The organism is Agrobacterium tumefaciens (assembly GCA_025559845.1).
Lineage (GTDB): Bacteria > Pseudomonadota > Alphaproteobacteria > Rhizobiales > Rhizobiaceae > Agrobacterium.
Genome location: CP048469.1, coordinates 403,751 through 429,545, shown reverse-complemented (window position 1 = coordinate 429,545; position 25,795 = coordinate 403,751). Strand labels below are relative to the sequence as shown.

Below are 25,795 nucleotides of genomic sequence, written 5' to 3'. Positions count from 1 at the left end.
GAATATCATCAGTCACGGGATTGATCAGGCGCGCTCCCGCGCATCCCTCTTTCCAAAAATCCGCTGGAAAATGCCCTCTACCATGTCGGGGCTGACAGGTTTCAACAGCATGTCGTCCATGCCCGCCGACAGACATTTGTCCCGATCGCCCTCAAAGGCGTGGGTGATGACGCCAACGATGGGAACAGGCGCTTCCTCTTCCAGCCCCCGCATTCGACGAGCGACTTCAAAACCGTCAATGTCCACAAGCGTGGTGTCGAGAAGCACAACGGAGGGACGTTGTTCGGCAAAAAGCCGCAACGCTTCCTCACCGGAGGTCGCAAGCCGCCAGCCAAGGCCCAATCCTTCAAGGATCTGGGAAAAGACGATCTGATTGACCTTGTTGTCTTCGACAAGCAGGACATCGCCGGGACCGCCGCGCTCGAGAACCACAGGTGTTTCCTCGGTGACAATTTCCCACTGGTCGTTGTCATCGTCTGCGCTGCGCTCGGATGTTTCCAGAGCCGAGATCAGCTTGTGCAACAAGGTTGCGGCGATCTGATCTTCATCGATGGCGAGAACGGGAAGGTTCCCAGCGGCGGCATGATCGAGGCACGCAACACTCATCTGGTTGTCAACAACAACGATATCGATTGTCACACCGGCAGAGCGGGCAATATCAATGAAGTCGCGTTGCTCTTCCTCGCTCGTAACAACGGCGTGTTCAACCTGGTAATCGATGAGCTTTTGGCCGGCGACCTTTGCAAAGGATGGATTGGCAGTCACGAGAAGAACTGCTTTCTCTTTCAGGCCACTTTGGTCCAGGTTGGAGGCCCTCATCTCTTCCCTGGCCTTCCCGAAGGTGGACGTCACAAAGGAGAGATGTTCGAGTGTGGGTATAACGGGCGTACCGTGCTCGTCCCTTGTGGCAAGCGCAGTAATATCTTCCATCGTCGTGACCAGAAAATAGCGCCCCAACCGACCTACCCGCTGTTTGCGGGTGATCGCCAATATTTCCTCGCCGTTGAGACGTGTCACTCGCTCTGGCAGGACAGTTGATGTGCCGTTGTCGATAACCTGTCGATCAGCAATGTCTATCCGTTCGGCAAGATTGCGGGAATGGAGATCGAAAACTGTGCGCCCGAGGATGGTTTCGGCGTTGGTTTCAAGCAAAGCACAAGCTGCCTTGTTGACGGCGACATAAGCGGCGTTGCGGTCTTTGACGATGATCGAGAACGGCAGATTGTCGAGAATATCCTCAACCAATTGCGCCCGTTCAAGGTCAAGTCGCCACTGCTCTTCACGTTTTTTCTGCTCGGAAATATCCGCAACAACACTGATGCCGAGGCCTGATGGCAACCTGTTCATGACGAAACGCAGCCAGCGTTCACCCTTGTGTCGCTCCGTCTTTTCAGACCTTTCGCGCCAGTGCAGCGCCAGACGCTCGCCAATCCATTCCTCGCGCCCCAGCCGTCCGGTCATTACCGCCGGATTTCCGGTGTCTTCGAGGCAACAATCGTAGAGAGCGCCGAGATAATCGCGCAGGCGGGCGCCGTGAGAAATTGCTTCCTCGCGAAGAGGAAAAATCGACAGAATCTTGCGACTGGCAAAAACGATGCGATCATTGCCGTCATAGACGACAACCGCCGCGCCAAGCGCGTCGCAAAGAGCATCAAGCATCGCTGTATAAATGCCCGCGCCGGAAGGCGCCAAATCGCTCACCAGTAAACCCCCACCTGTTTTCTCATTCAGGCTTATGCATCTGTTGGAATCATGAGATTCCGGACAAAGAAACATCAGGGTTTGCCGCTTGAAGCAGTCTTGAGGAAAAGATGACGGCTACCCGTTTCGCCGTCGCACCTTCCAGTAAGGAAGACCTCATTCGCGCGTTCATTTCAAGTCGGCCGACCATAACGCCCGCCGATTAAAGGGCGATTAACGTTGCAAAAACTGCAATGCCGGAAGCGGTGCCAAGGCGCAAAACTGTGCATATTTCCGCCAGAAACCGATTTTACTTCCGAACGTCCTGCGAATCCGCGAAAATAGCCATCATGGTCATCAAACTACTTTCCGAAACCCTCATCAACCAGATCGCCGCCGGCGAGGTCATCGAGCGCCCTTCGAGCGCGACCAAGGAGCTGGTCGAAAACGCCATCGACGCAGGTGCGACGCGCATCGAAATCGCCACGGCGGGTGGTGGCAAAGGTCTTGTGCGTGTGACTGACAATGGTTCAGGCATGACACCCGAGGATCTGGAGCTTGCGGTGCGGCGGCATTGCACCTCGAAAATTTCCGACACGCTGGACGATATCCACACTCTCGGCTTTCGTGGTGAAGCTTTGCCTTCCATCGGATCGGTGGCCAAACTCTCGATCACCAGCCGCCGGCAGGGTGCGGCACAAGGCTCGGTGATTTCCGTCAGCGGCGGCAAGGTCTCCGAAGTCCGTCCAGCTGCGGCAAACGCCGGAACGATCGTCGAGGTCCGTGACCTGTTTTTTGCGACCCCAGCCCGACTGAAGTTTCTCAAGACGGAACGGGCCGAGGCTGCCGCGATCACCGAAGTCGTCAAGCGCATGGCCATTGCTTTTCCGCATATCCGCTTCGCGCTTTCCGGCACCGATCGCTCGACGCTTGAGATCCCCGCCACCGGTGATGATCACCTTGCCCGTATGGCGCAGATTCTCGGCGCGGAGTTCAAGGACAACGCCATCGAAATCGATGCCGAGCGCGAGGATGTGACACTGACCGGCTTTGCCGGGGTACCGACCTTCAACCGCGGCAACTCAGCGCATCAATATGTGTTCGTCAATGGCCGCCCGGTGCAGGACAAACTGCTCCTTTCCGCCATTCGCGCAGCTTACGCGGAAACCGTGCCGCATGGACGCTACCCGGTCGCGGTGCTGTCACTGACGCTCGATCCCGCATTGGTGGACGTCAACGTTCATCCAGCCAAATCCGATGTCCGCTTCCGCGACCCCGGCCTGATCCGCGGCCTTATCATCGGAGCGATCCGCCAGGCCCTGACGCGCGATGGCGACAGGGCTGCGACCACAGGCGCAAGCCAGATGATGAGTGCCTTTCGCCCTGGGTATAGCCCATCCACCGTGCGCCCGTTCCCGTCGCCCGCCTGGTCTCCCGCAACCTCACCTTCCCGGCCGCTTGCATATTCCGGCGAGATGCATTTTGCCGAACCGGCGCAGTCACGGTTTACAGACATCACCATGCCGACGGCCCGGGCGGAGATCGCTGAGCCTTACAACGAGCCAACGCAGGCACCATCACCTGAACCACTGCGCCATCCGCTCGGCGCCGCACGAGCACAGCTTCACGAGAACTACATTGTCGCCCAGACTGACGATGGCCTGGTGATCGTCGATCAGCATGCCGCACATGAGCGGTTGGTGTTCGAAGAGATGCGGAATGCCCTGCACGCCAAACGCCCCTCCTCGCAGGTCTTGCTGATCCCCGAGATCATCGACCTGCCCGAGGAAGACTGCGACAGGTTGATGGAACATGCTGGTGGTTTCGATGCGTTAGGACTTGTGGTCGAGCGGTTCGGTCCCGGCGCGGTTGCGGTTCGAGAAACGCCGGCGATGCTGGGCGAAGTCAACGTACAGGGTCTTATCCGGCAACTGGCGGATGAAATTGCCGAGTGGGACGCAGCATCCTCGCTTGCCAACAAGCTTGAATACGTCGCCGCGACAATGGCCTGCCATGGTTCGGTACGTTCGGGGCGTCGCATGCGGCCAGAAGAAATGAATGCGCTGCTCCGGCAGATGGAAAATACGCCTGGGTCCGGGCAATGCAATCACGGCCGCCCCACCTACATCGAACTGAAGCTCTCCGATATAGAGCGGCTCTTTGGGCGCAGTTGATGCCAGGGCAAGCGCGGTCTGGCATTATGGGATGCCGGGCGGTATAACTCGAAGGAACTGGAGCATCCCGATTGTTCAGAAAAACGCTACGCCGTCTGGGCCTGGATGCACTCATTGGAAATGGCAGGAGACGAAAACGGATGAACAGATTTGAGGGAGGCGGAAACCGCGCCGCGATCATCGACTATCTCGATGGCGATTTCCGGATCGTGCAGACTGGCTCTCACGTCATCTGCGCCGTAACGGGCAAGATCATCCCGCTCGACGAACTGCGCTACTGGAGTGTTGCACGGCAGGAAGCCTATGTGGATGCGGCAGCTTCACTGGAAGCAGAAACGAAGGCCGGTACTCTGCCGAAATGATGCAAAAAGCACATCCCGGCGGTTTTCACGCGGCGGGATGTGCACTTTCCTTGAGACGCCGAAGGCGGCAGTGTTCGATGGCCTGGTCGATGATCGTCGAAGCTGCATTCGGATCGTCGAATACCATGTCGATTTCCGCAACCAGACTGTTCCAGAGCAATTCCTCCGCCCGGCCTTGATGGCCGTTGAGACGGACTGCATCCTTTGCCGTGGTTACAAGTAGCAAGTCCTGCTTCCCCGCATCGAGCAGCAAGTCGGCAATTTCATCATCGCTGAAGTGATGATGGTCCGGGAACGATCGCTGCTGGACGATCTCGCCACCCAAGTCTTCGACGGTCCTGTAGAACTTGGCGGGGTCTGCAATGCCCGCATAGGCGAGGACGCGTTTTCCGTCGATTTCGGATAGTTCGCGCGGCTGGATGCTGGAGACGAAAACAGGCTTGGCGGCCTTTGCAGCGACACGAACGATGGCGTCGGCCGCGTGTCCCTTGCCGACCTTCAGAAGTCCGGTCATGTGCCGCATCTGTTCAGGAAGGGGCGCGCGCACCGGGCCGCTGGGAACAAGGTAGCCATTGCCGACACCTCTGATCGTATCGATCACGACGAGCGCGTAGTCGAGCGTCAACCTGGCACTTTGGAAGCCGTCATCCATGATGATGAGATCAGCACCCTCCTTCACCAGCCTCTCGGCTCCTTCCACCCGTTTGCGGGAGATGACCGTCATCGCCTCGCGTGCAAGGAGCAAGGGTTCATCGCCGACTGCAGCTGCGCGATGATGCCCAAGGTCTACCAGTGTCGTGACATCGAGCGAGCCGCCATAGCCGCGACTCAGGAAGCCCGGCTTCAGCCCTTTTTCTTTCGCGGCTCTTGCGATCGCGATAGACGTGGGTGTCTTGCCAGCCCCACCGACCGTAAAATTACCGATGCAGATAACGGGAACAGAAACGCTTGCTCGTCTTGCGGTGCGCATCCGGCGCCCGGCAATCTTGCCATAGAGAAGCGAAAACGGCGACAGAGCCCATGCCTGCCACCCAGCCTTCTGCCACCAGAAAGGCGGCGCTTCAGATACCATCTATGCCCGCTCCCGCCGCACATCCTGCGGTTTGAGGTTTGAAATCCGTCTTATCAAAGGTGGTATGTGCCAGAAAAAACCAAGGATTGCAAAACGGCACCCGGAATTTCAGGCGCTTTCCAGAACGGAGCGTGCCGGCAACAGGTCTTCCAAAGACGTGATGTCGTCAAAACAATAGTGGGCGTCCCTGCCCAGGCTTTCACGCGACCCGGTCCCGGTCAAAACGGCAATGCGCAGGCCGGCACCGGCATTTTTCGCCATGTGCAGATCGTGATTGTTATCACCGACAACAGCGACCTGTTCAGGCGGAATGCCCGTCGCCTGACAAAAGCCAAGCACCATGCCCGGTTGCGGCTTTGTGCCGTAACCGCTGTCATAACCGGCGAAGAAATCAATATCGGTTTCGAAACCAAAGCGTTCCGCCAGTCGGCGTATCGAATTTTCATTGTCGCTGGACGCGATGCCGAGTTTGAAACCGCGCGCCTTGAGGCGAGTAAAAAAGCCCTTCAAATCAGTCACGGGAACCGACTTGTCCGCAGCCTCGGTAAAAAGCCGATCGAGCCGCGTCGTCAGCTCCACTTCATCGCAAGGTGAACCGGCAGCCACCAGCCCGGCCGCAATCTCTGCCGTATTGCCTGCCGCAAGAAGACTGTCCGCCACGACATGGCCCGTCACCGGGTCCATGCCACAGGCTGCGAGAAGTCGATCGGCGAGATCTGGATCGCCTTTGGCTGCAATCGCCGCAAGCTCGCGATTGACGGGCCCCCAGCTTGCATCATAACCGAGCAACGTCCCGTCCTTGTCGAACAGAACAGCAGCGATTGAGTGTGCCTGTTGGTCCGGCATATCCGTTACCATGAGCCAACCGCACTGCGCGGCTGAAGTTTGGCCGAGACGGTCAAAGGATTGATATACGGTTCGAGCGCCTTGACGGTGGCTGAAAGTGCGCCACGCATATCCTGAATGACACGGTTGCCCGCATCTATCATCTTGTAACGCTCATTGTCGTTGACCAGCAGATAGTGCACGGCCTTGGCCAGCATTTCGACATCACGAATGATACGCGCCCCACCGGCACGGATGAGCTTCTGATAAGCTTCACGGAAGTTCTGCACGTGCGCGCCGGAAAGCACGGCACAGCCAAGCATCGCCGGTTCCAGCGGGTTCTGCCCACCCTCGGCAGTCAGTGAGCGACCAACGAAGGCAAGCTCCGTCAGACGGAGATAAAGCCCCATCTCGCCAATGGAATCGCCCAGGAAAATATCTGTTTCAGGGGTGATGATGTCAGCCCGGCTTCGGCGAGCGACGGTCAGCCCCATGCCCTTGAGCATCGCCTCCACATCATCACCGCGTTCCGGATGACGCGGCACGATGATCGTCAACTGGCCATTGCGGGACTTGATCGCGGCATGCACGGTGGCAGCAGCCTTTTCTTCCCCGTCAAAAGTGGAAATCGCCGCCCAGGTCTTGCGGTTGCCGATTTGCTGGCGATAGCGCTCCAGCACTGTGTCGTCGCACGGCGGCGGATCTGTATCGCCTTTCAAGTTCCCGGAAATGACAACGGGCCATGAACCGAGATCGCGGAACCGCTCTGCATCGAGGTCAGATTGTGCAACCACGAGGGCAAGCTTGGAAAACAGCGATTCCGCAATATCCTGGCGGTTCCGCCAGCGACCGAACGAACGGTCCGAAAGGCGTGCATTGACCCTGATCTGCGGAATATGACGACGCTCCAGCTCCATCATCGTCACGGGCCAGATTTCCGACTCGGCCGTGATGGCGGCATCGGGCGCCCAGTAGGTCAGGAAACGATTGACAGCGATCTTGATGTCGAGCGGCACATATTGATGGATCACATCGTCGCCAAGGCGAGTACGGGTCAGCTCTGCGGAGGTGACCGTGCCTGTCGTCAACAGAACGAAAATATCGCGCTTGCGGATTTCACGGATCAGCGGAATGAGCGCCAGCGTTTCACCAACACTTGCTGCGTGGAACCAGACAAGCGGCCCGCGCGGACGTTCGGCGCTGGCGTAGCCAAACCGCTCGAGGCGGCGGCGCCTGTCTTCCTTGCCCTTCGCTGCCCGATAAGAAAGATAGGGCTTGGCAAAAGGGTAGGCGGCAATGCCGGCAATTCTGTAACCGGAAAGAGCGAAGCGTGCGATACGGCTGCTCATGACATTCTGCCCTTGATCGTTCCGCGCAATGCCTTTTCCCTGTAACTCGAGTTATCGCCGCCTAGTACTTCTCAAATTGCGTCATTTTTTGTCACAGCAGGCGTATGCACGATCACTTTTTCGCGCCCAGACGCCTGTTTGCATGCTGCGAGCAAGAATCATCGGGAAAGTGCTGTTTCCCGATAATATTACAACGCAAGGGCAAAAGTAGTTATTTTTTTTCGTCAGGATTGAGAAGACGGTGCATATGCACGATAAAATAACGCATATGAGCGTTGTCGACGGTCGACTGAGCCTTGGACTTCCACGCTGTCAGCGCCGTTGCATAGTCAGGGTAGATGCCGACGATATCGAGCGCGTTCAAATCCCGGAACTGAACATCCTGAAGGTTTTCGAGTTCGCCACCAAACACCAGGTGCAGGAGTTGTTTCGGTTTGCCGGTTTCGGTCATCTCTTTGTCTCTTTCTATATGTCTGAGAGAGCCCTTCATCTGCTGGATTTCCGGGTAAACGTCAACCGTTGGACAGATGTGAAAATGCTTTCAAAAGCTCTTGAAGCGCATATTCTGCTGCGGCGCACAATGCCGGGTGGTTAACCTGCACACGATTATACATCAGAGGTTTTCCATCGAGGCCCACGAGCTGCCCGCCCGCCCTGTCGAGGATAAGGTCCGCGGCTGCGAGATCCCACTCGTGTGAGTTCGCCTTTACCAGTGTTCCGTCGATACGGCCGTCCGCCACCATTGCCAGCCGGTAGGCGAGTGACGGCACATGCGGAATGCGTTTCACACCGGCACGGACATCGGCAGACAGATGAGCGATCACGTCTTCCGGTGCAGCCAGATGCAGGATGCCCTCATTTCTGCTGGACACCACAATGGGCTGACCATTCTTCAACGCGGGACCATCTTCGACTGCAGTGAACTCTTCTGCAAGCGCCGGGGCAACAAGCGCGGCGGCCACAGGTCTGCCGCGATGGACGACGGCGACGCTGACACACCATGTATCGCGACCGCCAATAAACGCGCGTGTGCCATCGATTGGGTCGATGACGAAAACGGTGTCTCTTGTCAGTCGAACAGCATCGTCGTCGGTCTCCTCCGACAGCCACCCGTAGTCGGGACGGGCTGAGCGAAGGATGTTTGCAAGGATTTCATTCGCTGCATAGTCCGCAGCGCTGACTGGGGATTGGCCACCATTCTTCCACCAGACATCGGGGTCCTTGCGGAAGAAACCGAGCGCAGTCTCCCCTGCTCTGCGCGCAGCTTCAAGAATAAGCGCCAAATCGGAAGCCCAGCGGGCTTCAGCCATATCTTTCATCGTGCCGTCTTTTCCGCGCGCGCAAACCGCGCGCTTATCTCATTCGCACTTGCACACGAACCACCGGCGAAAGCAATCGACAGTAGAGATCACTTGCCCGCGATCGTCATGCCTTCGATTGCAAGGGTCGGAGCAGCAATGCCGTATTTGCGATCGATGTCGTTCGCCGGCGTTATCCGCATGAACATGTCCTTGAGGTTCGAGGCGATCGTCACTTCCGAAACCGGGAAGGACTTTTCACCGTTCTCGATCCAGAAACCGCTGGCGCCACAGCTATATTCACCGGTCAGCATATTGGCGCCGTGGCCGATGAGTTCGGTGACGTAGAAGCCTGTGCCGATCTGGCGGATCAAATCCTCGGGAGAAATATCGCCGGGCTCGAGCGCCAGATTGGTTGATGCCGGCGAAACCGACGTACCGCCACGAACACCGCGCCCGTTGGTTTCCAGACCGAGTTCACGCGCCGCCGAGGTTGACAGGAACCAGTGCTTCAGCACACCGTCCTCAATCATCACCATGCGTTCGCCCCTCACCCCTTCCCCATCGAAAGGACGGGAAGATGGACCGCGCACGATCTGCGGGTCATCAGTGAGGTTAAGTCCGCTTTTCAGCACCTGCTGGCCCATCTTGTCGCGCAGGAAACTTGTCTTGCGCGCAACGGATGCACCGTTGATCGCACCGGCAATGGCGCCAACAAACCCGCGGGCAATGCGCGGATCGAAAACAACCGTCATGTTGCTGCCGGTGTCGACCTGACGTGGACCGACACGCTCGACTGCTTTTTCTCCGGCACGACGGCCTATGAGCTCGGCCGCGTCCAGATCGGCGTAATAGAGACGGCTGTCGAAGTCGTAATCACGCTCCATCTTCGTGCCTTCGCCTGCAATGACGCTGACGGAGCGACTGAAGCGGCTGCCCATGTAGCTGCCGGCAAAGCCATGTGATGTGACGAGAACAAGACCGCCCATACCGCTCGACGCACCAGCGCCGGAGGAATTGGTGACGCCCTTGACCGCAAGAGCGGCTTCTTCCGCAGCAAGCGCAGCTTCGCTCAGCTTGTCAGCGGGAACTTCGGTGGGATCAAAAAGCTTGAGGTCGTCATAAGACGTTGCCAGCCGATCCTTGTCCGCCAGGCAGGCGTAGGGATCTTCAGGGGAAACCTTCGCCATCGCGACGGCTCTCTCCGCCAATGTCTTCAGGTCGAAACCAGGATTGGCGGACACGCTTGCAACGCGCCGACCGACAAAAACACGGAGCGAGAAATCATCGCTTTCAGAGGACTCGGTGTTTTCCACTTTTCCGAGCCGGACACCAATGGACTGAGAACGGGACCGGACCACAACAGCATCGGCCTCATCTGCACCGGCGGCGCGGGCGAGGTCGACAAGTTGGCTGGCACGATCGAGAAGCTTAGAAGAATCGATTTCCGAAGACATGAGTTGGCCTTTCATTCCTGTTCCATTTATTGTGCCAACTATCCCGCATCAAGGGTGAAAGCCGCATTCTCTGCCCGAATGGCGATCTCACCCTCATATTCGAAAGCCTGCCACCATGACTGAGCACGACGCTCTCTTTACCGAACCCCTGCTGCTTTTGGCCGGTGCGGTGATTGCAGCTTCCATTTTTCGCAAGCTCGGACTTGGAACCGTCCTAGGTTATCTGGTGGCGGGCATCGTCATCGGGCCGTTTCTTCATCTGGTGACGGATGCGAAAGACATCTTCAACGTTTCCGAACTCGGCGTCGTTTTCCTGCTGTTCATCATCGGCCTTGAACTGAAGCCGTCACGCATCTGGCAGATGCGGCGCGACATTCTGGGTCTTGGGCTGGCACAGGTGCTTGTTACCGGGGGTACGCTTGCGGCAATTACCTGGTGGGCAGGGTTGATCGAATGGCGAGGCAGCCTTGTGGCCGGTTTCGGACTTGCGCTTTCTTCAACTGCCTTTGCGCTGCAAATCCTCGCAGATGATGGCGACATGAATACCAAACACGGCAACCGCTCTTTCTCGATCCTGTTGTTTCAGGACCTCGCGATCGTCCCCTTGCTTGCTCTCGTCACTATTCTTTCCAATCGTCCGGAAGTGCCGACCGACTCGATGGTTTCGGACCTCGTCGCCTCGGTCGTGGCGGTGGGCGGCATGGTTCTCGCGGGGCGTTATCTGCTGACCCCAATGTTCCAGATCATTGCCCGGACCGGAGCGCGCGAAGTCATGATCGCCGCAGCACTCTTTGTGGTCATCGGTGCCGCAGCGATCATGGAAATGGTCGGTCTTTCCATGGGTATGGGCGCGCTTCTGGCGGGCCTGATGCTGTCGGAATCGTCTTATCGACACGAACTTGAGGCCGATATCGAGCCGTTTCGCGGCCTTTTTCTGGCGCTGTTCTTCATGGCGGTCGGCATGTCGCTGCACATCCGCATCGTCTATGAGCACATCGTCCTGATCCTGGTTGCCGTGCCGGTGATGATGCTCGTCAAGGCGACACTCATTCACGCCCTCTGCCGTATCGCAGGCTCGTCGCGTTACGCATCGAGCCGTATCGCCCTGCTTCTGGCACAAGGTGGCGAATTTGGTTTTGTACTCTTCACCACGGCCGCAGCGTCCGGGCTGTTCCCACAGGCGACAGCATCGATACTGGTTGCCATTGTCACGTTATCAATGGCCTTGACCCCGCTTCTCGCCGTCGTGTCACGCCGTCTGACTGCGGAAGACGCGGACGAAGACGCGCTTGAAGAGGATTTCGACGGCGCGGGTGCCGATGTTCTGATGATCGGCTTTTCGCGTTTCGGCCAGATCGCATCGCAGATTCTTCTGGCAGGCGGGAGAGACGTCACAGTGATCGATAGTTCTGCCGATCGTGTGCGTCAGGCAGCCCGTTTCGGCTTCCGCATTTTCTTCGGTGACGGCACGCGCAAGGACGTTCTGATTGCCGCCGGCATCGAACGCGCCGATATCGTCGCCGTCTGCACCCACAAAAAGGAAACCACGGACCGGATCATCGACATGATCCAGTCGGAGTTTCCGTCCGTGCGCATCTTTGCCCGATCCTATGACCGTATCCATTCGATCGACCTCAGGAAAAAAGGCATCGAGTACGAACTGCGTGAAACGCTGGAATCGGGCCTCGTCTTCGGACGAAGGATGCTGGAGGGGTTGGATATGGACAGCGAGCGCGCAATCTCGATTGCCGACGACATACGTGAACGCGATGAGGAACGGTTGCAGTTACAGGCCGTTGAAGGCTTGGCCGCCGGCCGGCAGATGTTGCACAACAAGCCTGTCCGTGAGGTCAAACCTGAGCCGTTGATGAAGCCAAAAAACAAGGTGGAAAAACGCGAAGAGGAAGACGAGCCGGAAGATGGAGATGCAGAGATCGTCGCTTGACCACCGACCTCATGCTTCGATGCCGCGTCCCCGGTGAAACAGTTCAACCTGCATCTCAATCTGCCGCTTCAGGTCATCCTTGATAGCGGCGGATGCCGCCAGAACTTCATCCGCCTTGAGAAAATCCAGCACCCTGAACCGGTTGACCGGCGGGCGCAGGAAGATATGCGGTGGTCTGAGCCGAAGTTTCAGGGCGATGGCAGCCTGCATCATCAACTGGCTGGCGCCAAACAGACTGTCGAGCCGGTTCGGCATGGTGGCGCCGTCACCTTCCGGTCCACCGACCACGTCGACACCAATGACGATATCGGCATGATCCAGCAAATGCTCGTAGGGAACCGGATTGAAAATGCCACCGTCAATCATGATACGCCCGTTCATTCGCACGGGCATGAACAAGGCGGGGATCGCTGCTGAGGCCGCAAGCGCCTGGATCACTTCACCATTCTCGACCACCACTTCCGTCTGCGCGTAGTAGTCGGTCGTCATGACCTTCATCGGAATGGAGAAATCAGAAAAGTTCTTGGGAAGGGCCTGCGGCATCAATGCGTGCAGAATGAGTTCGAGGTTGAACTGGCCAAGGCGGAAGCCATCAACCGCATGGCGCATCGAGGCCGGACCAAGGCTCCAGAGTCGGTTGGCAACCGATCCCTTCCGGCCCATCAGTTCAAGTGTGTAGTCGCGAATCTCGCGTCCGGTCATACCGGCCGCCATGCCCGCGCCGATGATAGAGCCGATGGAAGAGCCGGAAATCATCACCGGTCGGATGCCAAGTTCATCCAATGCCTCGACGACGTTGATGTGGCATATGCCGCGTGCGCCGCCCCCGCCGAGGGCTAGACCGAACGTTGGTTCACCGTCATCGCTACGGCTGTCCGCGGCCCCGTTTGCGGCCGCGACGTTTTCGTATGCACCTTGCTCCATACCGGCAACCACCTTCGCTCCAGAGGAGATGTTTGCCTATTGCGCAAACACGACAGAGCCATGGCAAGACGGCAAAAACCGTCCTGTCAGGGTTCGTAGCGGTAAAAATGCATTTTGGTATCGCCGAAGGTTCGGCTTTCGAGCAGCTTGAAAACCGGCTCGACCGTCACGACCACATCGCCACGCTCTTCCAGGATCGCAAGAGCGCCCGGCACCAGCCAGCCGCCGACATGCGCAGCAGAAAAAGCCTTTTCACCATGGCCATGGCCATAGGGTGGGTCAGCGAACAGCACATCGAACGGTTCGATGTTGTTGACACCGCCAAGCTTGGTCGCATCCCGCCGCAAAATGCGGGCACGACCGTGCAGGCCAAGCGCATCGATGTTTTCCCAGAGCAGGCCCCTGCCCTCAACACCGTTCTCGACGAAGAGCGCCACACGGCAGCCGCGCGACAGAGCCTCGAGGCCAACAGCGCCGGTACCGGCAAAAACATCCAGAACGCGCGTACCATCCAGACTTTCCGGATAAGCATGGCTCAGAATATTAAAAAGGCTTTCCCTTGTCCTGTCGATGGTTGGACGAATGGAATTGGTTTTCGGCGCGGCCAAGCTTCGGCCGCGGAACTCACCGCCTACGATCCGCATTACGTGTCATTCCCCTGCCACCAGAAGGTTTGCCACCCGGACCTTTGCCGCCCGGCTTGCCGCCGCCGGGGCCTTTGCCGCCAGCGCCTTTACCCTTGCCCGAAAAACCCGAGCGCTCACCACGTTCACCCGACTTGCCGAAGGCTGGCTTTCCGCCGGGCTTACCGCCGGGTTTTCCGCCTCTGGGCTTGTCGCCGAAAGGCCGGTCGCCACGCGGACGATCACCTTCTTCACGGGGCCGGTCGCGGAATGGACGATCACCGAAGGGCTTCTCACTCCGTGCGGGACGGTCACCAAAGCTTCTTTCGCCACGAGCCGGACGCTCGCCACGCGGGCGGTCACCCTCTTCGCGAGGACGATCGCGGAACGGCCGATCGCCAAAGGACTTTTCACCCCGTGCAGGACGGTCGCCAAAACCTCTGTCACCACGGGCAGGACGCTCGCCACGGCCGCGATCTTCCTCGCGCGTGGAATCGGAGCGTATCCATTCACCCTCGTCATCCGCATGCCGCACGACATTGCGACGTGCTTCGGCCTGCGCGGATGGCTTCTTGAACAGACTTTCAGCCTCAGCGCGGACAGATTTGCGCGCCTTGCCATCGCGTGTCGGCTTGGCGCCCGGAGCCATCCAGACATTGGCGGTACGGCTGCTGCCCAACGGGGGACGATTGCTGCGGCGATCATCTTCTTCATCGTCGCGGCCCTTGCCGGCGGGCTTCGAACCGAACTTGCCAGCGGGCTTGTCGCTGCGCTTCGTGTCCAGACGGCCAAGTGCGCGTTCGCGGCGATCTTCAGGCTTGCCACCCTTGTCGAAACGGGGCTTGCCTTCACGCGTATCGCTCTTAGCCCATTCGGACTTGGCTGGCTTTTCTTCCTCTTCGTCGACAGGCACATCATAGATCGGCGCATCGAAATTGGCACCAGCCTGCTCGATGAGACGTGGGCCAAGCTGATCGCGCAACATGCGGCCGCGCACTTCCAGCACCTTGCCTTCCGCCAGATCACCAAGCTGGAAAGGACCGTAGGAAATGCGGATCAGGCGGTTGACCTCAAGGCCAATCGCGCCGAGCACGTTCTTGATTTCACGGTTCTTGCCTTCGCGAAGACCCATGGTGATCCAGACGTTATGACCCTGCGTACGGTCCAGCGTCGCATCGATCGCGCCGTAAAGGACGCCGTCTACAGCAATACCGTCCTTCAGCTTGTCGAGCGCAGCCTGATCGACCTCGCCGTGGGCGCGCACGCGGTAACGGCGCAGCCAGCCGGTGGTCGGCAGTTCCAGGACGCGCGAAAGACCGCCGTCATTGGTCAGAAGCAACAGGCCTTCGGTATTGATATCGAGACGGCCGATGGACAGAACGCGCGGCAATTCACCCGGCAGATTATCAAAGACCGTCGGGCGACCTTCCGGATCGGAATTGGTCGTCACCAGACCGGCAGGCTTGTGATAGAGCCACAGACGCGTACGCTCGGCGCCACGAATCGGCATACCGTCGACTTCGATCTTGTCCGACAGCGTGGCATTGACGACCGGCGAGTCCAGCTTGACGCCATTCAGCGACACGCGACCTTCCATGATCATCCGCTCGACATCGCGACGCGACGCCACACCGGCGCGCGCCATGATCTTGGAGATACGCTCCGGCTTCGCGCCAATAACGGCAGTGGCTTCAACCGCCTCGGCTTTCGCCACCGACGGCTTCTTTTCCCGATGAACGGCCGGCTTGTCGGCGCTCTTCGGCTTCTTGTCGCGGCTAAATGTCTTGCCGCCGTCACGCTTCGGCTTGTCTTTAAAAGTCATTTGCTGTTTGCCTGTTGTTTGGGCTGTCCTATCAGGTCCAAGCACAAGGGTTAAGAGGAAATTGAGACGCAATGGCCGAAAGGACGCATTTCATGGAACTGGCACTGGAAGAAGCCAGTGCCGCAGCCGAACGTGAAGAGGTTCCGATCGGCGCCGTTCTGGTCCTGGATGGCAAAGTCATTGCCCGATCAGGCAACCAGACCCGCGCATTGAACGATCCAACAGCGCACGCAGAAATCGCAGTCATCCGCATGGCCTGCGAAGCGCTGGGTCAGGAACGCCTGCCGGGTGCCGACCTTTACGTTACGCTGGAGCCCTGCACCATGTGTGCTGCGGCGATCTCCTTTGCCCGTATCCGACGGCTGTACTACGGCGCGGAAGACCCCAAAGGCGGTGCGGTTGACAGCGGTGTCCGCTTTTTCAACCAGCCAACGTGTCACCATGCGCCGGACGTTTATTCAGGCCTCGCAGAACGCGAAAGCGCCGAGATTTTACGGCAATTCTTTCAGCAGAAACGGATTGATGACGCTATTTGAAAAATAGGCGGATCATCGTTTCCGCCTTTACATCCATCACATCATTTTCAGCCTGGAACTCGACATGACGGAGCAAGACATCAATTCTGCGCTCCGTCACATGGTCTTAAGAGCTTACTGGAAGGGGTTCCACCAGCTCTTGCCGGAACCGGCAACTGCCGCTTCCTTCTTGCGGCGCTTGTCCTTCTTCTGCTCAGGCTCGCCGAGGTCCGTCAGCTGGTCCTGCGGTACGCTGCGATACTCCGCAGGAGGATCGGTCAGGAATTTGCGCTGGGCATTAACGACAGAGCCACCCTTGGCATCAGCCTTGGCCTGACGGAACGCTTCCCACTTCTGGGTCTCGGTCATCTGGCCGTTTGTGCCGTTGCCAGCCAGAAGCGGCGAACGATAGTTCGGGTTATTCTTGTTGGCGTCAGCTTCATCGCGCAGACGCTCGCGGGTTTCTTCCGGCGATTCGACCCATTGCGGGTTGGTCTCGCGGCTTGCCATATTCTGCTGCGGCTCAGCGAGCTGTTCGGCACGCGCCTGCGCAGGAACGACAAGACCAGGACGCGGATTGTACTTCAGGTTGCGCTTGGTCTGGTCGCCAGTGATGGAAGTGGCACTGCCAAGGTCATCAACGAGCTGTTCTGCGGCAGACTTGCCGGTTCCGTAAGTCGGACTGGTGCACGCGCCGAGCAACATGCCCATAGCCGTGATGCCTGCAATCGTTCGCAACATGCCAAACCCCTGCCCGTTACCCTGCATCGTCTTCATCGAAACCCTTCCAGCCGTCCGTCCCGTTTCGCCAGACCACTTGTCCACTAGCACGCGGCAGCCCGCATTGCCGCGAAAATCCGGCCATTTTCAGGCAGATGTACCGGATGAAGACGCAAAGCGCAATTCATCCGGCCATTTTCATCATGCGAGAGCGGCAAGCTCGCGCAGCGCCTCTGCATCACGCGCCGAAACATCCGGATATTGCGGATCGGCACCGACATCGGTGGTGATGCGCCAGGAACGGGCGCATTTACGGCCTTCCGCCAGCTTCTGCTCAACCGCAACCTTCGATACTTCCGCCAGGCGGAAGGCATCGGCAGGGCCTTCACCCGCGACGACAGAGATCGCCGAGGTGATGCAGATTTCGGCGAAGTCTTCGCCCTCGAGTGCGGCCAGAAGCTCAGCATCAGCGATATGGACCACTGGAGCCGCTTCGAGAGACGAGCCTATACGCTTTTCGCGGCGTTCGATTTCCAGAGCGCCGGTAACAGCGGTACGAACCTTGCGGATCTTTTCCCACTTCGCTTCCAGCGCGTCGTTCTTCCATTCCGCAGGCACGGAGGGGAATTGAACGAGATGCACGGATTCGGCATCCGGGTAACGCGACAGCCACGCTTCATCGGTGGTGAAGGGCAGCATCGGCGCAAGCCAGCCAACGAGGCAATCGAACAGCTTGGCGATGACCGACAGAGCCGCACGGCGCTTCAGCGACGACGGCGCGTCGCAATAGAGCGTGTCCTTGCGGACGTCGAAGTAGAAGGCCGAAAGCTCGACATTGGCAAAATCGACAAGCGCACGCGCAATCTTCTTGAACTCGAAGCTGTCGTAACCGTCGCGCACGACCTGATCCAGTTCGGAAAGGCGGTGCAGCACCAGCTTTTCCAGATCCGGCAGGTCGGCGTAAGCAATTTCTTCGCCTTCATAATGGGCGAGCGTGCCGAGCATCCAGCGGATGGTGTTGCGCAGCTTGCGATAGGCATCGACATTGGTCTGGATGATGGCCTTGCCGAGGCGCTGGTCGTCCCAGTAGTCTGTGGTCATGACCCACAGTCGAAGAATGTCGGCACCGGCATCCTTCATCACTTCCTGCGGCGAAACGACGTTACCCTTGGACTTCGACATCTTTTCGCCCTTCTCGTCCATGGTGAAACCATGGGTGACAACGGCGTTGTAAGGCGCACGACCACGCGTCGCGCAGCTTTCCAGCAGCGACGAATGGAACCAGCCGCGGTGCTGGTCAGAACCTTCGAGATAGACATCCGCCGGCCACTTGAGGTCCGGGCGATCTTCCAGCGTGAAGGTGTGCGTCGAGCCCGAGTCGAACCAGACATCGAGAATGTCCATGACCTGCAGCCACTTGGCATGATCGTGGTCATTACCGAGGAAGCGTTCCTTGGCGCCTTCTGCAAACCATGCGTCGGCACCTTCAACCTCGAAAGCATCGATGATGCGCTGGTTGACAGCGTCGTCGACCAGGATTTCACCCTTTTCGTCGGCAAATACAGCGATTGGCACGCCCCAGGTGCGCTGGCGCGACAGAACCCAGTCCGGGCGACCCTCGATCATGGCGCGCAGGCGGTTCTGGCCGGAAGCCGGCACAAAGCGCGTCTGGTCGATGGCCGAAAGCGAACGCGACCTGAGCGTGGTGCCGTCGCCGAGTTCCTTGTCCATGTAGACGAACCATTGCGGCGTATTGCGGAAGATCACGGGCTTCTTGGAGCGCCAGCTATGCGGATAGCTGTGCTTCAGGCGGCCACGCGCAAACAGTGTGTTGGTCGCGATGAGCGCCTTGATGACGCGCTCGTTGGCATCGCCCTTCTTACCGTTGTCATCCATAACGCGGGCAGCACCGCCTTCGGCGGATGGGCCGAAACCGGGAGCATCCTCGGTATAGAAACCGGCGTCATCGACCGGGAACGGGATTTTGGAAGAGATGCCACGCGCTTCGATGACGCGCTGATGACCGGTCCATGCGTCAAAGTCTTCGCGACCATGGCTCGGCGCTGTGTGAACGAAGCCCGTACCGGCGTCGTCCGTGACGTGGTCGCCATCAAGCAACGGCACGGCGAAATCGTAACCGAGCGACGCCAGCGGATGGGCGCAGGTCATGGCGACCAGTTCTTCCGCTTTCACGTCACGAACCAGCTTGAAGGTCAGCTTTGCCTTGGTTGCGGCCTCTTCGGCCAGCTTCTTGGCGAAGATCAGCTTTTCACCCGGCCGCGGACCGAAATCGTTGGCGGCTTCCGTGACTTCATAAAGGCCATACTCGACACGCGACGAAAAGGCGATGGCACGGTTACCGGGGATGGTCCAGGGCGTGGTCGTCCAGATGACGACAAAATCACCCTCGAGATCAGCAGCGCCATCCAGGATCGGGAATTTCACCCAGATCATGTCGCTCTCTACGTCTGCATATTCGACTTCCGCCTCAGCCAGCGCGGTACGCTCGACCACGGACCACATGACGGGCTTCGAGCCGCGATAAAGCTGACCGCTCTTGGCGATTTTCAGCAATTCACCGGCGATCCGAGCCTCAGCGTGGAAGTTCATCGTCGTGTATGGGTTGTCGAAGTCACCCTCGATGCCGAGGCGCTTGAATTCCTCAGCCTGAACCTTGATCCAGCCCGAGGCAAATTCACGGCATTCCTTGCGGAATTCGTTGACCGGAACCTCATCCTTGTTCTTGCCCTTGGCGCGATATGCTTCCTCGATCTTCCACTCGATCGGCAGACCGTGGCAATCCCAGCCCGGAACGTAATTGGAATCGTAACCGCGCATCTGGAACGAGCGGGTGATGACATCCTTCAGGATCTTGTTGAGCGCGTGGCCGATATGGATGTTGCCGTTGGCATAGGGCGGGCCGTCATGCAGCACGAATTTCTCGCGGCCGGCGGCGGAAGCGCGCAGCTTCTTGTAGAGGCCCATTTCTTGCCAACGCTTGACCGTTTCCGGCTCTTTCTGCGGCAGACCAGCGCGCATCGGGAAATCCGTCTGCGGCAGGTAAAGCGTTGAGGAATAATCGATTTTTTCTGCGGTGTCGTTCATGATCGTACCATTGTCGCGGCGCCCCCGAAGGGCCGCGCCGTCTTAACTACAAAGAGGGCAAAACGGAGGGTGCTTTTGACAAGCACCAAAATCCCGGACCTTCCGGCTCTCAGAGCGGGCGGAAGGCCGGGCCAATAATTCGGGATATGAACGTCGACCGATATTGGTGCATGACCGGTTGTTTAAGACCTTTCCGGGCAAAAAGGAAGTTGTTTGTATGATGTTGCATGGCTTTGTATGACGCAGCCGCCGACAAATCATGCAATTGCTACGTCAAAAGGCTATTTTCGCGTCCAGCTCGGTTAATGGCCGAACGCCCGCGAGCAGCGCTCTCGCTTCCTCTTCATCCTGCCTGATCTGGGCGACAAGTGGCTCCAAGCCTTCGAACTTCAGTTCGTCGCGCAAATGGCCGAAGAAAGACACTGAACAGACTTCACCATAGAGATCGCCGGAAAAATCGAAGACATAGGTTTCCAGCAGAGCAGCACCGTTTTCGGTCACCGTCGGACGATAACCGAAGCTCGCGACACCATCATGAAGGCTTCCATCCGGCCGGCGGAAACGAACGGCATAGATGCCAGCCTTCAGTTCAGTTTCGGGAGCAAGCGACATATTGGCCGTCGGAAAACCCAGTGTGCGACCAAGCTTCTGACCACCGATGACTTCGGCCTCGACCGTGAAGCGATATCCCAACAGACCCGCCGCGTTGGAGACATCGCCATCAGACAGAAGATCGCGAATACGGCTGGACGAGACGACATCGGCTCCCTCATCCCGGAAGGCATCAACCAACGTGACGTCGAACCCATAACGTTTGCCGGCCTGCATCAAAAATGCCGGGCCACCTTCCCGGCCCTTGCCGAAATGAAAGTCAAAACCGGTCACCACTGCACTGGCGCCCAGCCAGTCGACGAGGATGGATTTGACAAACTCGTCGGCAGACCGTTCGGAAAACGCACGATCGAACGGATATTCGATGACGGACTGGAAACCGATCGCCTCCAGAAGTCGCGCCTTCAAAGGGGCTGGCGACAGGCGGAAAACCGGAGTGTCAGGACGAAACACCGAACGAGGATGCGGCTCGAAGGTCAAGACAAGCGCCGGAACACCGCGCGCTTCCGCCAACTCCAACGCGCGATCCAGAACGGCACGATGACCGCGATGCACGCCGTCGAAATTGCCGATGGCGATGACGCCACCACGCAGATTTTCTGGCAGCGGCTCTTTTTTCTCATTGCGATGAAAGACGGTCATGACAGCCCACCCTTACGCCAGACGCGGCATCCACCAGCCGGGTGCTGCACCCTGTCCTTTCAGATAGGCATTCAACAATGCCTCATCCGTCTGGCCGTTCAGAGTGTATTCGGCGGCGTGGATACCGCCGCTGATATAGAGCAGCTCCAGACCGCTCGAAATCGCACCCTTCACATCGGTCGGCATGCCATCACCAATTGCAAGCACCCGTGCCTTGTCGAAATCACCACGAACGTCTTTGGCTGCGGCAAGGCAGGCATCATAGATCGGCGAATGCGGTTTTCCGGCAATGCGGACCTCGCCGCCAAGCTGTTCGTAATAGGCGGCCATCGCCCCGGCACAGGGGATGATACGCTCGCCGCGCTCGACCACCAGATCGGGGTTCGCGCAAATCATTGGCACCTTGCGGGCGATAAAGCCCTTCAGCATGTCGGTGTAATCTTCCGGTGTTTCCGTCTCGTCATCGAAAAATCCGGTGCAGACCACCGATTGCGCCTCAGCCTCAACGACGCGTTCAACGGCAAGACCGTCGAGCAGCGGCAGATCACGCTCAGGACCAAGCAGGAACACTTTTTCCGGGCCTTCAGCAATCAGGCCGCGCGTAACGTCGCCAGACGTGATGATCCGATCATAGGCTTCATCCGATACACCAAGCGCACGCAGCTGCGTAATGACACCGGGGGCCGGACGCGGTGAGTTGGTAATCAGCACCACCGTCTTGCCGGCCTCGCGGGCTGCTTGCAGTGCTTTGGCCGCATCGGGAAAGGCCGCGACGCCATTGTGCAGAACGCCCCAGACGTCGGAGAGAACAACGTCAAACTCCGCGGTAATTTCGCCGAGGGTTGCAATGCGATGGGCCATGATACGCTTTCCAGATGCTGAAGGAGACAGGGCTGACATCGCAAAGCCCGGCAGCGATGGCAAGAAAAAAAGAATACCTACGGTGCGCTGCCGCGAGAGCCGCATTTTGAATTTTTGCAATGCAACATGTTGTGATCGCGGCATCGAGATGGTTTTATGTGCGCGGGGCTGGCTCATATGGAGGATGAGCCATGAAGCGAATAGATCAGCTCGAAGGCTTGCGTGGACTGCTGGCGGCATGGGTCGTGGTTGTCCATCTTTTGCCGGCAGCCGGGATCGATCCTGATGCGATGGGCGTCTTCAAACCGCTCATCAACGAAAAAATCCGGGTGCAGATTTTCTGCATCATGAGCGGCTTCGTGATTTTCGTGATGATGTCGTCGCTCTCGGAAGACTACACGACGTACATATCCCGCCGCCTGAAGCGGATTTATCCAGCCTATATCTTTGCATTCGTCCTTTCGATTGCCTTTGCCTGGATCGCCTATGAAGCCTTGATCCAGGCCGATTTCCAGAGCGCCCGCAATGCCGGGCGTATTGCCATCCTCAACAACAGCTTCGCGGATTGGGAGTGGAACAGCCTTGCCCATGTCACCATGCTGCATGGCGTTGTGCCAGATAGCTGGCTGCCGCTCGGCGCTTACGCATTCCTCGGCCAGGCATGGAATATTTCAACCGAGTTCCAGTTCTATGTGATCGCGCCGATTGTGTTCTGGTTCCTGCATCATCAAAGCAAGGCGTTGCGGATCGCCTTTACGGTTTTTACCGTTGTTGCCGTTTGGTATCTCAAACGCTGGCCGAATGCTGCCATTCTTGCCAACTACGCAATCTACTTCGCGCTCGGCATTGCCAGCTACTATCTCTGGAACATGCGCTGGAAAAATCAGCCGCTGCTTTCACCGCTGATCGTCATTCCGCTCGCAGCCGTCGTCGGCTGGTTTGATCTTGCCATGGGCGCATGGATCTTCATTTTTGGCGGCGCACTGATGGTTCGCGACAAGAAGCGTCAGAAAGGGCCCGTAACACGTTTTCTCGAACATCCGGCCATGACGTTTCTCGGAACGGTGTCCTATCCACTCTACCTGCTGCACATGATCCCGCTATATGGCTGGATGTATCTCCTGAATAATCAGGGGCTCGATCAGGCGACCTATTTTGCCCTGCTTGCAACATTGACCTTCGCCACAGCCATCCCTTTTGCCTATCTTACGCAGAAATACGTGGAAGCACCGTTTTACCGCTCAAGGACACACAAGCTGCAGCCCATTACCACAACAGATGGCAGGGCGAGGTCTTCGAACACTGTCGAATGATGAGCACAGATCACCTTTTGCGAGCGGAAATTTCTGTCATGAAGCGCTGCTAACCATAAGGCAGGAAATTTTTCCAGGGGGCCGTCCTTGACTCGGACAGAAGGCCTCCTTATCTCGGCTTGGCTGGCACTCCAGCAAGGTGAGTGCTAACAACCATCATGTGCGTTCAAAACCGCACCAAGTCATTTGATCGAGGGATTAGACAATGACAAGCACCAATTTCCGCCCGCTGCACGACCGCGTTGTCGTTCGTCGCGTTGAGTCCGAAGAAAAGACCAAGGGCGGCATCATCATTCCCGATACCGCAAAGGAAAAGCCGCAGGAAGGCGAAATCGTCGCTGTCGGTTCTGGCGCACGTGACGAGTCCGGCAAGGTTGTCGCTCTCGACGTCAAGGCTGGCGACCGCGTTCTGTTCGGCAAGTGGTCCGGCACCGAAGTCAAGCTCAATGGCGAAGACCTTCTGATCATGAAGGAATCCGACATTATGGGCATCATCGGCTGATCTGGCCGAACCCGTCGTTTCCTTAAATTTATGCCGGACACCGTTCCGGTCATTCGAAACCAGGAGTTTTGAACAATGGCAGCCAAAGAAGTAAAATTCGGCCGCAGCGCACGCGAAAAGATGCTCAAGGGCGTCGACATCCTCGCTGACGCTGTAAAGGTCACCCTCGGCCCGAAGGGTCGTAACGTCGTTATCGACAAGTCCTTCGGCGCACCGCGCATCACCAAGGACGGCGTTTCCGTCGCCAAGGAAATCGAACTGGAAGACAAGTTCGAGAACATGGGCGCACAGCTCGTTCGCGAAGTTGCCTCCAAGACCAACGACATCGCCGGTGACGGCACCACCACCGCGACCGTTCTGGCACAGGCCATCGTTCGCGAAGGTGCAAAGGCAGTTGCTGCCGGCATGAACCCGATGGACCTGAAGCGCGGTATCGACCTCGCTGTTGCAGAAGTCGTCAAGGACCTGCAGGCAAAGGCCAAGAAGATCAACACCTCGGAAGAAGTTGCACAGGTCGGCACGATCTCTGCTAACGGCGAGCGTCAGATCGGTCTCGACATTGCTGAAGCAATGCAGAAGGTTGGCAACGAAGGCGTCATCACCGTTGAAGAAGCCAAGACCGCTGAAACCGAACTCGAAGTCGTTGAAGGCATGCAGTTCGACCGCGGTTACCTGTCGCCTTACTTCGTTACCAACCCGGAAAAGATGATTGCGGACCTCGAAGACGCATACATCCTGCTCCACGAGAAGAAGCTCTCGAACCTCCAGGCTATGCTGCCGGTTCTCGAAGCTGTCGTTCAGACCGGCAAGCCGCTCGTCATCATCGCTGAAGACGTAGAAGGCGAAGCTCTTGCGACGCTCGTCGTCAACAAGCTGCGTGGCGGCCTCAAGATCGCTGCTGTCAAGGCACCTGGCTTCGGCGACCGCCGCAAGGCCATGCTCGAAGACATCGCCATCCTGACCGGTGGTACCGTGATCTCCGAAGACCTCGGCATCAAGCTCGAAAACGTCACGCTCGACATGCTCGGCAAGGCGAAGAAGGTTTCGATCTCCAAGGAAAACACCACGATCGTTGACGGTTCGGGCCAGAAGTCCGACATCGAAGGTCGCGTTGCCCAGATCAAGGCTCAGATCGAAGAAACCTCTTCCGACTACGACCGCGAAAAGCTGCAGGAACGCCTTGCTAAGCTCGCTGGCGGCGTTGCCGTTATCCGCGTTGGCGGTTCGACTGAAGTTGAAGTGAAGGAAAAGAAGGACCGCATCGACGACGCTCTCAACGCGACGCGCGCTGCTGTTCAGGAAGGTATCGTACCGGGCGGCGGCGTTGCCCTGCTGCGTTCCTCCACGAAGATCTCCGTCAAGGGCGAAAACGACGATCAGGAAGCTGGCGTCAACATCGTTCGCCGTGCACTTCAGGCTCTGGTTCGCCAGATTGCTGATAACGCGGGTGACGAAGCCTCCATCGTTGTTGGCAAGATCCTCGAGAAGAACGAAGACAACTACGGCTACAACGCTCAGACGGGCGAATACGGCGACCTGATCCAGCTCGGCATCGTCGACCCGGTCAAGGTTGTTCGCACCGCTCTGCAGAACGCAGCTTCGGTTGCTTCGCTGCTGATCACGACGGAAGCCATGATTGCTGAACTGCCGAAGAAGGACGCTCCGGCGCTTCCAGGCGGCGGCATGGGCGGCATGGGCGGCATGGACTTCTAAGAAGTCCTGTCTCCGGACAGTCTCAAGAAAGGGCGATCTTCGGATCGCCCTTTTTTTGTTGCGTCTACTCAAGCGGGACGCTCAGCTCAATCGACCTTTATCTGGCCCTGACGGTCGAAATCTCGCGCAAAACCCACACGCGCTCTATATTGTTTCTTTTTGAGACATGGAGAGCCTTGACGCACCGCATTTTGTTTTAAATGAAGGTGATGCTCGCATTAAGCGCGCGAATCGCGTCACATTGCATGGTATTTTCGGCTCACTTCTATCGAATGCCGTCA

The 25,795-nt window shown here is 58.0% G+C and carries 21 protein-coding genes; 7 read left to right on the top strand and 14 right to left on the bottom strand.

All coding sequences use genetic code 11. From position 1 onward, the window contains the following. Positions 1-24 precede the first annotated feature (24 nt). Positions 25-1,659: a response regulator gene (locus tag FY156_02055; protein ID UXS02985.1), complete on the bottom strand. Its 1,635-nt coding sequence runs from the start codon at positions 1,657-1,659 to the stop codon at positions 25-27. Between the two features lie 371 nt (positions 1,660-2,030). On the opposite strand from FY156_02055, the gene mutL reads away from it, so the two are divergent. Together mutL and FY156_02045 are read left to right on the top strand one after the other, a co-directional pair. Then, positions 2,031-3,854, top strand: a complete 1,824-nt coding sequence (mutL, locus tag FY156_02050; GenBank protein UXS00358.1) for a DNA mismatch repair endonuclease MutL — start codon at positions 2,031-2,033, stop codon at positions 3,852-3,854. A 140-nt stretch (positions 3,855-3,994) separates the two neighbouring features. Beyond that, positions 3,995-4,216, top strand: a complete 222-nt coding sequence (locus FY156_02045) for a DUF2093 domain-containing protein (GenBank protein UXS00357.1) — start codon at positions 3,995-3,997, stop codon at positions 4,214-4,216. A gap of 25 nt (positions 4,217-4,241) precedes the next feature. Here the strand turns inward: FY156_02045 and FY156_02040 are convergent, their stop codons facing one another. The 6 genes from FY156_02040 to FY156_02015 form a co-directional block, all read right to left on the bottom strand. Further along, positions 4,242-5,288, bottom strand: a complete 1,047-nt coding sequence (locus tag FY156_02040; protein ID UXS00356.1) for a tetraacyldisaccharide 4'-kinase — start codon at positions 5,286-5,288, stop codon at positions 4,242-4,244. 108 nt (positions 5,289-5,396) lie between these two features. Beyond that, positions 5,397-6,146, bottom strand: coding sequence for an HAD family hydrolase (locus tag FY156_02035; GenBank protein ID UXS00355.1), 750 nt, complete (start codon positions 6,144-6,146; stop codon positions 5,397-5,399). Beyond that, the gene (locus FY156_02030; GenBank protein UXS00354.1) at positions 6,140-7,462 is read right to left on the bottom strand and encodes a 3-deoxy-D-manno-octulosonic acid transferase; all 1,323 of its coding nucleotides are present in this window, start codon (positions 7,460-7,462) and stop codon (positions 6,140-6,142) included. Before FY156_02030 ends, FY156_02035 begins: the two co-directional genes overlap by 7 nt. A 211-nt stretch (positions 7,463-7,673) precedes the next feature. Continuing rightward, positions 7,674-7,913, bottom strand: a complete 240-nt coding sequence (locus tag FY156_02025) for a DUF4170 domain-containing protein (GenBank protein UXS00353.1) — start codon at positions 7,911-7,913, stop codon at positions 7,674-7,676. A 61-nt stretch (positions 7,914-7,974) separates the two neighbouring features. Continuing rightward, positions 7,975-8,781, bottom strand: a complete 807-nt coding sequence (locus FY156_02020) for a 3'(2'),5'-bisphosphate nucleotidase CysQ (protein ID UXS00352.1) — start codon at positions 8,779-8,781, stop codon at positions 7,975-7,977. Between the two features lie 89 nt (positions 8,782-8,870). After that, positions 8,871-10,217 carry a TldD/PmbA family protein gene (locus FY156_02015; GenBank protein UXS02984.1) on the bottom strand — a complete coding sequence of 449 codons (1,347 nt, stop codon included), beginning with the start codon at positions 10,215-10,217 and terminating at the stop codon, positions 8,871-8,873. A gap of 115 nt (positions 10,218-10,332) precedes the next feature. Here FY156_02015 and FY156_02010 point away from each other — a divergent pair, with 115 nt between their 5' ends. Beyond that, entirely contained in the window at positions 10,333-12,162 is a 1,830-nt protein-coding gene (locus tag FY156_02010) for a potassium transporter TrkA (protein UXS00351.1), read from the top strand. Positions 12,163-12,171: 9 nt separating this feature from the next. On the opposite strand, the gene FY156_02005 is transcribed toward FY156_02010, so the two are convergent. From FY156_02005 to FY156_01995, 3 genes are all read right to left on the bottom strand, one after another. Then, positions 12,172-13,086, bottom strand: a complete 915-nt coding sequence (locus FY156_02005; GenBank protein UXS00350.1) for a patatin-like phospholipase family protein — start codon at positions 13,084-13,086, stop codon at positions 12,172-12,174. A gap of 86 nt (positions 13,087-13,172) precedes the next feature. After that, positions 13,173-13,730 (bottom strand): 16S rRNA (guanine(966)-N(2))-methyltransferase RsmD, encoded by a 558-nt coding sequence (rsmD, locus tag FY156_02000; protein UXS00349.1) that lies wholly within the window; start codon positions 13,728-13,730, stop codon positions 13,173-13,175. Next, the gene (locus tag FY156_01995; protein ID UXS00348.1) at positions 13,711-15,531 is read right to left on the bottom strand and encodes a pseudouridine synthase; all 1,821 of its coding nucleotides are present in this window, start codon (positions 15,529-15,531) and stop codon (positions 13,711-13,713) included. The genes rsmD and FY156_01995 overlap by 20 nt, the downstream gene beginning before the upstream one ends. Before the next feature lie 71 nt (positions 15,532-15,602). On the opposite strand from FY156_01995, the gene FY156_01990 reads away from it, so the two are divergent. Next, a complete protein-coding gene (locus FY156_01990) occupies positions 15,603-16,067 on the top strand; it encodes a nucleoside deaminase (GenBank protein UXS00347.1) in 465 nt (154 codons plus the stop codon). A gap of 114 nt (positions 16,068-16,181) precedes the next feature. Here FY156_01990 and FY156_01985 read toward each other — a convergent pair whose 3' ends face one another. The 4 genes from FY156_01985 to FY156_01970 all read right to left on the bottom strand — a co-directional run bounded on the left by FY156_01985 (position 16,182) and on the right by FY156_01970 (position 21,986). Next, positions 16,182-16,823, bottom strand: a complete 642-nt coding sequence (locus FY156_01985; GenBank protein UXS00346.1) for a hypothetical protein — start codon at positions 16,821-16,823, stop codon at positions 16,182-16,184. Positions 16,824-16,967: 144 nt separating this feature from the next. Next, positions 16,968-19,871 (bottom strand): isoleucine--tRNA ligase, encoded by a 2,904-nt coding sequence (locus FY156_01980; GenBank protein UXS00345.1) that lies wholly within the window; start codon positions 19,869-19,871, stop codon positions 16,968-16,970. Between the two features lie 273 nt (positions 19,872-20,144). Next, positions 20,145-21,125: a bifunctional riboflavin kinase/FAD synthetase gene (locus FY156_01975; GenBank protein ID UXS00344.1), complete on the bottom strand. Its 981-nt coding sequence runs from the start codon at positions 21,123-21,125 to the stop codon at positions 20,145-20,147. Between the two features lie 12 nt (positions 21,126-21,137). Then, entirely contained in the window at positions 21,138-21,986 is an 849-nt protein-coding gene (locus tag FY156_01970) for a TIGR01459 family HAD-type hydrolase (protein UXS00343.1), read from the bottom strand. A gap of 191 nt (positions 21,987-22,177) precedes the next feature. On the opposite strand from FY156_01970, the gene FY156_01965 reads away from it, so the two are divergent. From FY156_01965 to groL, 3 genes are all read left to right on the top strand, one after another. After that, a complete protein-coding gene (locus tag FY156_01965) occupies positions 22,178-23,299 on the top strand; it encodes an acyltransferase (protein ID UXS00342.1) in 1,122 nt (373 codons plus the stop codon). 205 nt (positions 23,300-23,504) lie between these two features. Next, positions 23,505-23,801: a co-chaperone GroES gene (locus tag FY156_01960; GenBank protein ID UXS00341.1), complete on the top strand. Its 297-nt coding sequence runs from the start codon at positions 23,505-23,507 to the stop codon at positions 23,799-23,801. A 75-nt stretch (positions 23,802-23,876) separates the two neighbouring features. Further along, entirely contained in the window at positions 23,877-25,514 is a 1,638-nt protein-coding gene (gene groL, locus FY156_01955; GenBank protein ID UXS00340.1) for a chaperonin GroEL, read from the top strand. Positions 25,515-25,795: the final 281 nt, after the last annotated feature.